The sequence below is a fragment of the Peptoniphilus obesi ph1 genome (assembly GCF_000311865.1).
Lineage (GTDB): Bacteria > Bacillota > Clostridia > Tissierellales > Peptoniphilaceae > Peptoniphilus_E > Peptoniphilus_E obesi.
Genome location: NZ_HE978580.1, coordinates 26,021 through 37,626, shown reverse-complemented (window position 1 = coordinate 37,626; position 11,606 = coordinate 26,021). Strand labels below are relative to the sequence as shown.

At 28.0% G+C, this 11,606-nt stretch carries 10 protein-coding genes; 8 read left to right on the top strand and 2 right to left on the bottom strand.

The window, feature by feature from the left end; translation table 11 throughout:
- Positions 1-74 precede the first annotated feature (74 nt).
- The 8 genes from HGPB_RS00145 (at position 75) to ppsA (ending at position 10,288) form a co-directional block, all read left to right on the top strand.
- Positions 75-1,757 (top strand): phospho-sugar mutase, encoded by a 1,683-nt coding sequence (locus HGPB_RS00145; RefSeq protein WP_019131652.1) that lies wholly within the window; start codon positions 75-77, stop codon positions 1,755-1,757.
- A 9-nt stretch (positions 1,758-1,766) separates the two neighbouring features.
- Positions 1,767-2,690 (top strand): PfkB family carbohydrate kinase, encoded by a 924-nt coding sequence (locus HGPB_RS00140; protein WP_019131651.1) that lies wholly within the window; start codon positions 1,767-1,769, stop codon positions 2,688-2,690.
- Positions 2,687-3,235, top strand: coding sequence for an isochorismatase family protein (locus HGPB_RS00135; RefSeq protein WP_019131650.1), 549 nt, complete (start codon positions 2,687-2,689; stop codon positions 3,233-3,235). The genes HGPB_RS00140 and HGPB_RS00135 overlap by 4 nt, the downstream gene beginning before the upstream one ends.
- A 65-nt stretch (positions 3,236-3,300) precedes the next feature.
- Positions 3,301-4,344 (top strand): metallophosphoesterase family protein, encoded by a 1,044-nt coding sequence (locus HGPB_RS00130; protein WP_019131649.1) that lies wholly within the window; start codon positions 3,301-3,303, stop codon positions 4,342-4,344.
- Positions 4,334-6,646, top strand: coding sequence for an ATP-binding protein (locus HGPB_RS00125; protein WP_019131648.1), 2,313 nt, complete (start codon positions 4,334-4,336; stop codon positions 6,644-6,646). The genes HGPB_RS00130 and HGPB_RS00125 overlap by 11 nt, the downstream gene beginning before the upstream one ends.
- Positions 6,643-7,326, top strand: a complete 684-nt coding sequence (locus HGPB_RS00120; RefSeq protein WP_019131647.1) for a metallophosphoesterase — start codon at positions 6,643-6,645, stop codon at positions 7,324-7,326. The genes HGPB_RS00125 and HGPB_RS00120 overlap by 4 nt, the downstream gene beginning before the upstream one ends.
- Positions 7,326-7,880 (top strand): class IV adenylate cyclase, encoded by a 555-nt coding sequence (locus HGPB_RS00115; protein WP_019131646.1) that lies wholly within the window; start codon positions 7,326-7,328, stop codon positions 7,878-7,880. The genes HGPB_RS00120 and HGPB_RS00115 overlap by 1 nt, the downstream gene beginning before the upstream one ends.
- Before the next feature lie 41 nt (positions 7,881-7,921).
- The gene (gene ppsA, locus HGPB_RS00110) at positions 7,922-10,288 is read left to right on the top strand and encodes a phosphoenolpyruvate synthase (RefSeq protein ID WP_019131645.1); all 2,367 of its coding nucleotides are present in this window, start codon (positions 7,922-7,924) and stop codon (positions 10,286-10,288) included.
- 48 nt (positions 10,289-10,336) lie between these two features.
- On the opposite strand, the gene HGPB_RS00105 is transcribed toward ppsA, so the two are convergent.
- Both HGPB_RS00105 and HGPB_RS00100 read right to left on the bottom strand, forming a co-directional pair.
- Positions 10,337-10,849 carry a hypothetical protein gene (locus tag HGPB_RS00105; protein ID WP_019131644.1) on the bottom strand — a complete coding sequence of 171 codons (513 nt, stop codon included), beginning with the start codon at positions 10,847-10,849 and terminating at the stop codon, positions 10,337-10,339.
- Positions 10,839-11,570 carry an NAD(P)-dependent oxidoreductase gene (locus HGPB_RS00100; RefSeq protein ID WP_019131643.1) on the bottom strand — a complete coding sequence of 244 codons (732 nt, stop codon included), beginning with the start codon at positions 11,568-11,570 and terminating at the stop codon, positions 10,839-10,841. The genes HGPB_RS00105 and HGPB_RS00100 overlap by 11 nt, the downstream gene beginning before the upstream one ends.
- Positions 11,571-11,606 lie beyond the last annotated feature (36 nt).

The window sequence follows — 11,606 nt, the reverse complement described above, 5'->3', positions numbered from 1 at the left end:
TTTTCTTTTTTTTATTTATTTTAAATAAATAATTGTTAATTTGGTATCATATAAGTAGGTATTGGAGGAAGTCAATGGATTATAAAGAAAAAATAAATGAGTGGCTAGACTCAAAAATAATTACTGAAGATTATAAAGATGAAATCAGAAAAATAAATGACCAAGAAGAATTAAAAGATAGATTTTATAAATATTTAGAATTTGGAACTGCTGGTTTAAGAGGTAAAATTGGTGCCGGAACAAATAGGATGAATATTTATCTTGTAGCCAAGGTTAGCCAGGCAATTTCAAATATCTTAAATAAGAAAGAAGAAAAAAATAAGTCTGTTGCAATTTCAAGAGATAATAGATTATTTTCGGATGAATTTACAAAAGTTACTGCATCAGTTTTTGCTGCAAATGGTATCAAAGTTTATTTATACAAGGATATAAAACCAACCCCGATGTTATCTTATGCAGTTAGGTATCTTTCTGCCAACGCAGGAGTGATGATAACAGCTTCTCACAATCCAAAAGATTATAATGGATATAAATTATATTGGGACAAGGGTTCTCAAATTTTAGAAGATGTAGCAGATCAAGTTTCTAAAGAAAACACTAAATTAAAATTTGATGATATCAAAATTATGGACTTTGAAAAAGCAATTGATGAGAATTTAATAGAATATATTTCAAAGGACTTAGAATATTCTTATTATAAAGAAACTTTATCGATGGCAATAAATGATAAAGATTTGGATAAGGATATAAAAATTGTCTACACGCCTCTTCATGGAACTGGAAATATTCCAGTAAGAAATATTTTAAGTAAAAGAGGATTTAATAATATAATCCTTGTTGAAGACCAGGCGATAGCAGATCCATATTTTACTACAATTGATTATCCGAATCCTGAATTTATTGAAGCTTTTAAATATGGTTTAGAATATGGGAAAAAATACGATGGAGATTTAATTCTTGCAACTGATCCAGATTGCGACAGGGTTTCTTTTATGGCAAAAGATAAAAATGGCGAATATAAATCTTTTAATGGCAATCAAATTGGAGCCATGATGATTTACTATATTTTGTCTCAGCTAAAAGAAAAAAGTAAATTGAATCCCAAAGATGCGATAGTAAAATCAGTAGTTACTGGAAATTTAGGAAAAATAATTGCTGATGATTTTTCTGTAAAATGCTTTGAAAGTTTGACAGGCTTTAAAAATATTTGTAATTATGCAAATATTTGGGATGAAGATAAAGATAATAAATTTTTATTTGGCTATGAAGAATCTATTGGCTATGTTTTTGGAGATTATGTCAGAGATAAGGATGCGGTCGTTTCATCAATGATAATTTGTGAAATGGCAGCCTACTACAAGAAAAAATCAATGACACTTGTCGATTTACTAGATGAAATTTATGAAAAATATGGCTATTATAAAGAAAATTTACTAAATTTTAAATTTGAAGGAATTGCTGGTAAAAAACATATTGAAAAAATTATTTCATATTTTAGAAATGAAGATATAGGAAAAGATCTAGGTCTTGATGTCAAAGAAAAAATAGACTATAAAGAAGGCTATAAGGGGCTTCCAGCAACTAACCTTTTAATTTTCCATCTAAATAATGATTCTTGGTTTGCTGTTAGACCGTCTGGCACCGAGCCAAAAATTAAATTTTATATTTATGCAAATGATAAGTTAGAAGAAAAGTCCCAAGAAAAGCTAGATAAGATAACTGATAAGATTAAAAAGAAGATTGAAGAATTAGCTTAGGAGGTTTATATGATTTTATTTTGTGATTTTAATCCTAAAATAGTTAGGTCGTACAAGTCATTAAATTTTAGGGCTCACCAACTTAATGAATTTACAGAAAGCAGGATATATGCCTCTGGGAATGGAATAGACTCTTTAATTTTTCTAAATAATTTAGGAGAAAAGGCGGAACTTTTGACCTGCCTTGGCGGAGTCAATGGAAAATTAATCAAAGAAGAGCTGGACAAGCAGTTTGAAGATTTTAAGTATGTAAAATTAAAAGATAACAATGAAGAATTAGTCTTGATTAAGTCTATTAATTTAGTCACAAGCTTAAAAAGCAAGAAAAATCTTAAAACTTTAGAAGAAGCTGAAAAATTTTATAGCTTGTATAGTGAAGAAATACAAGATAAGTCTGTTGTGGCCTTATCTTGTTTAGACGAAGATTTAGACGAAATTGGATATAATAGTTTTATAGATTTATGCTATAAAAATAATACTAGAGTCATAGTTGCCTGCGATGATCTTGATAAAATCAAAAATTCTAAACCATACCTATTAATAATTAATAAAAGTGATTTAGAAGATTACACTAAACTTATAATAAAAACTCAAGATGAAACTTTAAAAGCAGCTAGTATTTTATTAAATAAGGGGATAGGATCTTTGATTATTAATTCAGAGCTTGGATCTTTATTTATAAATAAGTCTAGTATATTTAGGATAGATTTTTCTGATTTAGACAAGACAATTACTAAATTTAATCCAAATCTTATGTTAGCAGCCATGGCATTTTCTATAAATAGGTCTTATGACATTAAAACTAGCATAAAAATTGCCGTAGCATCCTATATAATTGAAAATTACACAAAATTTAGGGATGTAAATATGGCAGAAATCAAAAAACTTATGAATGATATTGATATAAAAGAAATAAAATGGGAGGCTAAATGAAAAATTTCAAATTAGAAAGAGAGAACACAATATTTTTATTTATTGATATTCAAGATAAACTTTTAAAAGCTATTCATAATAGGGATGAGCTATTAGAAAGAGCTAATATCATGGCTAGAATGGCAGACATAATGGATATAGAAAGACTTGTAACAGTTCAATACCCAAAGGGATTAGGTCATACTAATTCTAATTTATTAGAAATATTAAAGACTGATGAGATAGCTAAGACTGAATTTTCTTGCATGTTAAACCAAGACTTTAGAGACAGAATAAATTCTAGCCACAAAAAACAAATTGTAGTTGTTGGATCAGAAACTCATATCTGCGTTATGTTGACAGTTAGAGATTTATTAGCAGATGGATATCAAGTTTATGTTGCTGCAGATGCCGTTGGATCAAGAGATAAATTTAACCACAAAAATGGATTAGATCAAATGGACCAAATGGGAGCAGTAATAACTAATGTTGAAAGTATTATGTTTGATTTAAATTCAATTTCTGGAACAGATGAATTTAAGGCAGTTCAAAAACTAATAATATAAATGAGAGATGTTATCATCTCTTATTTTTTTTGAATTTGATATGTTATAATTAATATGGTGATTTTATGAAAATTGTACACATGACAGACTTGCATTTAGGAAAATTTTATAAGGGCTTATACGATGTAGATTTTGCTAACTCGAGAAAAGAAGAGCTATGGAAAAGTTTTGAAAATAATATAAGTTATATTGAAAAGAATAATATAGATGTTTTACTTTTGTCTGGAGATATTTATGAGAGAGATTATTTCACAAATGCTGATTTAAATCGATTTAAACTTTTACTTAATTCTCTAACAAAGACAGAAGTTTTTATAATTGCAGGAAACCACGACTATATAGATGAAAATTCACCAATTTTAAATACAGATTTTAATAAAAATATTCACATTTTTGATAATCAAGATTTTTTCCAAATAGATAGATTAAATTTAAGAGTTTATGGGCAGTCTTGGAAAAGTAAATATGATTTTACTGCAAAACTAGATTATAAATTAGACCCAAGCTATATAAATATTTTGTTGCTACATGTTAGCACAATTTCTGGAGAAAAATATTATATCTCAAAAGATGAATTAGAAAATTTAGAATTTGATTATATAGCTCTTGGCCACATTCACTTAAGACAAAAAATTACAGATAGGGCATATTATTCTGGATCTCCTGAGCCTTTAAGCTTTAAAGATTTGGATGAACATGGATTTATAGAATTAAATCTTGATGAAAATAAAGATTTTGAAATAAAGTATATCACTAATAGTTTGAGAAAATATATAAATAATAGGATAGAAATCACCAGTGATCAAAGTATTTACGAAATAAAAGATTTAATCATTAAAAAATTACAAGGGCAAGAAGAAGACTTTAACAGGATATATATTTACGGGAATTACAGAGATTCTGCTTATTTAATTAAATACTTGGAAGATAATTTATCCTACTACTATATAGAAATAATTGATAAGACAGAAGAAAATATTGATATAGAAAAAATTTATTCAGAAAATAAAAATAACCTGCTAGGTAAATTTATAGCAGCGGCATCTTCTGATGAAAAAGTTTTAAAATATGGTCTCAGGGCTTTGATGGAGGCTAGAGATGAAAATTAAAAAGATAAATATATTTTCATTTGGAAAATTTAATAAAAAAAATATTTCACTAGATGATGGAATTAACCTAATTTTAGGTAATAATGAGAGCGGGAAAACAACTTTAACTGCCTTTATTGAGGGAATATTTTATGGATTTTCAAAAAATTCTTTAAAAAGAAGACTCTACTTTGATGAATATGAAAAATATAGACCATGGAACAGTGACAATTATAGGGGAAGTCTCGAAATAGAATACGAGCAAGAAGATTATAGGATTGAAAGAGATTTTAAAGATGATAAAGTCAGTATTTTAAACTTAAGTAAACACAAAGACTTATCTGATGATCCTAGAAACTTTATATATTCAAGAGTTGCTCAACCAGGTGTTATTTTTTTTGATATGTCCAGCGATGTTTTTAAAAGCAGTTTTTTAATTAGACAATTAAAAACACGCATCAATCAAGACCACACTCAATATTTAAGAGATAAGATAGAAAACTTTGTCCTTGCAAATGATAAAGATCTTGATGGCAAAAAGGCCATTGAGATTTTAAATTTACAAGCTGATAATCTTGGCAAAATTAGCAGGTCTAAGTCTGAAATAGGAAGTTTAAGCGAAAAAATTGATAATATAGACAAAAAATTATTAGAATTAGAATCCATAGATAAACAAGTTGCTGAATCAAGATTTAAATTAAAAGAAATAAATAGAGAAATAAAAAATGCTGAGACGGACTTAGATTTTTACAAAAAACTTAGTGAGCAAGAAGATTTTAATAAGATAAAAGAAATTAATTCTGAGCTAGATAATATCAAAAATAAATTAAAAGAAATGAAAATAATTGACCCTGATAATTTTCAAAGGGCAATTGAGTTAGAAAAAAATTACTTATCATTAGAAAGTCAATATGAAGAAATAGCAAAGTCTGTCGATAAAAAAACAAGCGATGATGACCTTGACTTACTAGATGAGATCAATAAAGATAAGGAAAATATCAGAAAAATTAACAGTAGGTTAAATGACCTAAATGCAATTAATTATTCCAAGGAATCTGAAATCTTATATAGCGAGCTTAGACAAGTAAAAGATAAGACTTATTTATATATATTTGCAATAGCTGTTTCTCTTATTTTTATAGGAGTAAGTCTTTATTTTGCAATAAATAATAACTTATATTATTTAATTATAGGTATTCCTTTTTTAGTCTTATATATTCTTTTAAGAATCAGAAAGATTAGGGTTCAAAAAGATTTATTTAAGAGATTAAATGATAGGATTTCAGACTACAGGAAAAAATCATTTGACAAAACAAAAGAGAAAAGGAAAATAGATGACCTGCTAGAAGTCTTGTATAAAAAATATGGAGCGGATAATTTTATAGACTTGCAAGACAAGATAGAAATTTTAAGCGACGAAAAATCTAAAGAAGCATATATAAGAGAAATAGAGACAGAAAATTTAGAAAAATCTTCATTAAAACTTGAACAGATTAAAAATGCCATGGAAAATATAAAGATGGAATTAGAAAATATTTATAAGACAAACTCTGTAAGGGATTTTGAAGAAATAAGATCTAGATTTAAAGAAAATGAAAACTATTCAGACTATATTGCAAAAATAAAAATCCTTGAAAATCAGGCAAATATAATCTTAAAAGATAGAGATATCAAAGACTTAGATCATAAACTCAACTTGGAAGAATATAATAAAAATGATCTAGAAAAAGATCTGGGACAATTAAAAATTCAAAGAGCAAAGCTAGAAGAAGAATTAAAATACAAGGATGCAAAATTTAAAGACTATATAAATTTATTAGAAGAAAAATCAAAACTAGAAAAAAGTCTTAAGAAAAAATTAAAAGATAAAAAAGCAATCAAAGAAGCGACTGAGATAATATCAAATCTTTTGCAAGAAAATAGTCAGGATATATTTCCTAAAATTATAGAAAAGATGAATTATTTTGTAGAGAATATTACAGATAATAAATATAAAAAACTCAGCATAGATGAAGATTTTAATATTAAAGTTTATGATAGCAATTCTAATATTTATGTGGACTTAGATAGCCTTAGTAGCGGAAGCATAGATCAGATTTATTTAGCCTTAAGACTTTCTATAAGTGAGCTTATATCTACAGAAGCGCCACTAATATTGGATGATCATTTTTTACAATATGATGATGAAAGGATGCAGTCCACTTTAAAATTTTTAGCAAGTATGAAAAGACAAATACTTATCTTTTCTGCAACAAATAGGGAAAAGAATATACTGGATAGAGAAAAAATAGATTATAAGTTAATTGATATGGAGAATATATGATTTGGGCAATTGGCGATTTACATTTTGATCCTATAGGTGACAAACCAATGGATATTTTTGGATCAAATTGGATTAATCATAAGGAAAAAATAATATCAAGTTGGGAAGAAAATGTAAAAGAAGATGATTTAGTTCTTTTAGTAGGAGATATTAGCTGGGGATTAAAATTAACAGATGCGCTTATTGATTTAAAAACTATAAATGATTTACCCGGCAAAAAAGTGATTTCAAAAGGAAATCATGACTATTGGTGGTCATCTATGAACAAGCTGAACTCTTGTGGGTTTAAAAAAATCCACTTTCTTCACAATAATAGTTTTTCTTATCAAGACGTTGAAATCTGTGGAACAAGAGGCTGGATACCAAGAGATTCACTTTGCTTTACTGAAGATGATGAGAAAATTTACAATAGGGAAATACAAAGATTAAAAAATTCAATAGAGTCTGCTCAAAATGGTAAGAAAAAGATAGCCATGATTCACTATCCACCTTTTAACCAATCTGGGCAAGTAAATGACTTTTCAAATACCTTAACAGAATCAAATTTTGATATGTGCATTTATGGACACCTTCATAGTGATGGACATAAATTTGTTAAAGAAGGAATAATAGGTGATGTTTTATATAAGTGCGTATCATCAGATTATGTTGACTTTAAATTACAGGAGATAGAAATATAATGGAAAGAGAAATAGAAGTAAAGCTACTAGGATTAGATAATGAACTTATTGAAGAAAGGTTAAAATCTCTTGGAGCAGAATTAATAGCTGATGAAGAACAAGAAAACATCAGGATTAATAGCAGTCATCATCCCATTGATAGTAAAAAGGGAGGATACCTTAGAATTAGAAAAACAAAAGATTTAATAAATAAAAAAGAAATAATATATCTAACCTTTAAAAAACATATAAGTGATGAATCTGTAAGAGAAAATATTGAATATACAAGCATAATCGATAATCCAGATGATTTAATAAATATATTTAAGTCACTAGATTACGATATATATGATACCGGATATAAGAAAAGAAGGTCATATCTTTATAAAAATATGAGATTTGATTTTGACTCTTGGGATAAAAATACTTATCCCGACCCATTTATAGAGGTAGAATTTGAAAATAAAGAAGAATTTTATAAAATTTTAGATGAGTTAAAGGTTGATAAATTAGCCATCTCTACACTTTCAATAGCAGAACTCAAAAAATTATATAAAAATAGTATGACATACTGATTAAATATGTTATAATGGTTTTGAAATTAAAGGAGGATAACATGTCTGAATATACTTATATTAAATGGTTTAATGAAATATCAAAAAATGATGTATCTATGGTAGGCGGTAAAGGAGCAAACTTAGGAGAATTAACTAAGCTTAGTCTTCCAGTTCCACCAGGATTTTGTGTAACTTCACATGCATACGAAGAATTTATAGAATATGCTCAACTAAATGAAGCTGTTAAATTTTTAATGTCATCAGTTGATGTTGAAGATGTAGATTCACTATTTGAAGCTTCAAAAGCTATCCAAGACAAAATCGTAGAAAGCGAATTTTTTGATCAGTTAAATGAAGAAATTCTAAGAGCTTATAGAGAGTTTTCTGAAGAAATAGGACTTAAAGATCCTGAAGTTGCTGTAAGATCATCTGCTACTGCAGAAGATTTACCAGATGCATCCTTTGCAGGACAACAAGAAACTTACCTACATATAAGAGGTGAAGAAGAATTACTACTTCATGTTAAGAAATGTTTTGCATCTTTATGGACTTCTAGAGCAATTTATTACAGAGAAAAACAAAATTTTGATCACTTTGATGTAGCGCTTTCAGTTGTTGTTCAAAAAATGGTAAATTCTGAAAAATCAGGAGTAATGTTTACTGCTAACCCAGTTTCTGGCGATAAGAACGAAATGATGATAAACGCAAGTTGGGGACTTGGAGAAGCTGTTGTTTCTGGAATAGTTACACCTGATGAATATATAATAAACAAAAAAACTAAAGAAATTGTAGAAAAAAATATTGCAACTAAAAACTTTATGGTAATTAAAAAAGAAGACGGAATCGGAACAGAACAAGTTAATGTTGCAGATGAATTAGGTAAAGAATTTGTAGAAAAAGAATGTCTAACAGATAAAGAAATCGAAACTCTAATCGAAAGAGGACTTAAGGTTGAAGAACTTTATGGAAGTATTCAAGATACAGAATGGGCATTTGATAAAGATACAAAAGAATTTTATTTCTTACAATCAAGACCAATAACAACAATAAAAGATGATGAAGAAGAGGAAGAATCAGAAGTGTTAAATGCCTTATGTAAAGGTCTACCAGCTTCACCAGGAATTGGTAGAGGTAAAGTAAAACTAATAAAAGATATATCAGAAATAAACCTAGTAGAAGATGGCGATATACTTGTTACAGAAATGACTAACCCAGACATGGTACCAGCTATGAAAAAAGCAGCAGGAGTTGTAACAGACGAAGGTGGTAGAACATGTCACGCTGCAATAGTTTCTCGTGAATTACAAATACCATGTATAGTTGGTGCAAAAAATGCGACAAAAGTACTAAAAGCAAAAGAATTTGTAACAGTTGATGCTACTAGAGGAATTGTATATCAAGGCAATGTTTTAAACGATAAAAAGAAAAAAGAAGATCAAGGACAAGCTGGTGGAAACTTCAGCGAAGATATGTTTAACCAACTAAGAAATATTGTTGCACCAACAACTGCAACAAAAATCTACATGAACCTTGGAGAACCAGATTTAATTGATAGATATAAAGACCTTCCAATGGATGGAATTGGCCTTATGAGAACTGAATTTATATTTACAAATATGATCGGTGCTCACCCAATGTATCTTGCAAAAAATGGTCAAGGCGATTTCATGATTGATAAACTAGCTGAAGGTATTTCAAAAGTAGCTCAAGCTATTTATCCTAAAAATTGTGTAGTTAGAATGTCTGACTTTAGAACTAATGAATTTAGAGGACTTAAAGGTGGAGACGAAGTTGAACCAATAGAAGCAAACCCAATGATCGGTTGGAGAGGTGTTTCTAGATATATATCACCTGAATACGAAGAAGGATTTAGACTAGAATGTAAGGCAATGCTAAAAGTTAGAGAAGAATACGGACTTACAAACGTAATCGCTATGCTTCCATTTGTAAGAACTGTTGAAGAACTTAAAGAAGTAAAAGAAATCATGGCAAGTGAAGGTTTAAAACAAGATAAAAACTTCAAGATTTGGATCATGGCTGAAGTTCCAGCTGTAGTATTCCAAGCTGAAGAATTTGCAGAACTTGTTGATGGATTCTCAATCGGATCAAACGACTTAACTCAACTTGTTATGGGTGCAGATAGAGATTCTGGAATATTAAATAATATGGGATATTTCGATGAAAGAAATGAACCAGTAAAAAGAGCATTAAAGATTTTAATTGATGCTTGTAATAAAAAAGGAATTACTTGTTCAATTTGTGGACAAGGACCTAGCCAATATCCAGAACTTGCAGAATACCTTGTTGAATGTGGTGTAACTTCTATGAGTGTTAACCCAGATACAGTTGAATACACAAGAAGAATGGTTGCATCCGTTGAACAAAAAATGATATTAAGAAATATCAGAAACATGAAAAATGATTAATTTAGGATAAACAAAAAGAACTCATGTAATGTGAGTTCTTTTTTTTATCTAATAAAATATAGGTAAAACATTATTAACAAATTCTAAGCTAAACAAGTATATGTAGGGAGTGGTAAAGATAGCTAAGATTAAAGATAATTTCTTTTTTTCTTCTAAAGTTATTGATTTACTATTTTTAAATGAAATATTTTTATTAAAAAAGTAAATCAAGATAAAAGCTATAATAACAGCTATTAAAACTACTGAAAAAGAATAAATATTATTAATTGGATCATAGGCTATATGACTAAAAATATCATAATTTATATCTTCAAGTTTAGTTCCAACTATATAAAGCAATAAGCCACTGATTATATCGCTTAAAAAACCAAAAGCAACGACGAAAAATATAGATTTTTTATAAATGTTTTTCCAGTCCTCAATTTTTATAAATTTCAAACCAAGAATTAAAACAATTGAGTCAATAATAAAATTTAAGGGAATAACTATAAACCAAAAGAATGGAAAAATTGGAATGGCCCATAGGGGAAAAATCATATTATATAATTTTTTATTCTTCATCTGAAATTACCTCATCATCTTTAGGATCTTCTTTTTTTTCAGAGTTTTCAGAAGAGTCTTCATTTTCATCCACATCATCTATAAAATCTTCAAGATCTTTTTCATCTTCTTTGATTTTATTATTTTTTAAATCTTCTAAATAAGTATCTAAAGAAATCTTTTCGTTAAAATATAAATCTTTGATAATTTTGTCTATGTTAGATGTATTTTTTCTAACTAATTCTCGTCTTATATCATCAAGAATATCAAACTTTTCTTTTGAATATTTATCTAAAAATTTCTCTATATCAGATTTTATAATCTCAACAAGACTAGGATTTAACTTGTGAGTATCTAGACCAATCTTTATATTATTTTTTTCAATAACTTCATTCATTATAAGCTCAGAATCTGATAAAATATCGACTCTTTCATAGCTGATATTGGAATTTTTACACCTTTCTTCAAAGGCTAAATTTAAATTAAAATCATTTGTCGCAATTAAAACATAATCATAACTAAAGAACATAAAGTTTTCTTTGAGTTCAGTTTCTTTAATAAACACCTTTTCTGGATAATCTTCACTAAGTTTTTTAATCTCATCTACAAAACTCGCTGCAATTATATATATTTTAAATTCAGTATCTAAAAGTTTTTTAATTCTTGATAGGGCAAGAAGACCTCCTCCAAGAACCAAAGCATTTTTATCTTTTGTATTGTAGCTCATAGGTAAATATCTCATAATATACCTCCTTTTCTATTATTATACCTCATTTGT

Excerpts from the sequence above, each read along its gene's own strand:
- HGPB_RS00145 (WP_019131652.1), top strand. The coding sequence starts at position 75 with ATGGATTATAAAGAAAAAATAAATGAGTGGCTAGACTCAAAAATAATT.
- HGPB_RS00105 (WP_019131644.1), bottom strand. The coding sequence starts at position 10,849 with ATGAAGAATAAAAAATTATATAATATGATTTTTCCCCTATGGGCCATT.
- HGPB_RS00125 (WP_019131648.1), top strand. The coding sequence starts at position 4,334 with ATGAAAATTAAAAAGATAAATATATTTTCATTTGGAAAATTTAATAAA.
- HGPB_RS00120 (WP_019131647.1), top strand. The coding sequence starts at position 6,643 with ATGATTTGGGCAATTGGCGATTTACATTTTGATCCTATAGGTGACAAA.
- HGPB_RS00135 (WP_019131650.1), top strand. The coding sequence starts at position 2,687 with ATGAAAAATTTCAAATTAGAAAGAGAGAACACAATATTTTTATTTATT.
- HGPB_RS00115 (WP_019131646.1), top strand. The coding sequence starts at position 7,326 with ATGGAAAGAGAAATAGAAGTAAAGCTACTAGGATTAGATAATGAACTT.
- HGPB_RS00140 (WP_019131651.1), top strand. The coding sequence starts at position 1,767 with ATGATTTTATTTTGTGATTTTAATCCTAAAATAGTTAGGTCGTACAAG.
- HGPB_RS00100 (WP_019131643.1), bottom strand. The coding sequence starts at position 11,570 with ATGAGATATTTACCTATGAGCTACAATACAAAAGATAAAAATGCTTTG.
- HGPB_RS00130 (WP_019131649.1), top strand. The coding sequence starts at position 3,301 with ATGAAAATTGTACACATGACAGACTTGCATTTAGGAAAATTTTATAAG.
- ppsA (WP_019131645.1), top strand. The coding sequence starts at position 7,922 with ATGTCTGAATATACTTATATTAAATGGTTTAATGAAATATCAAAAAAT.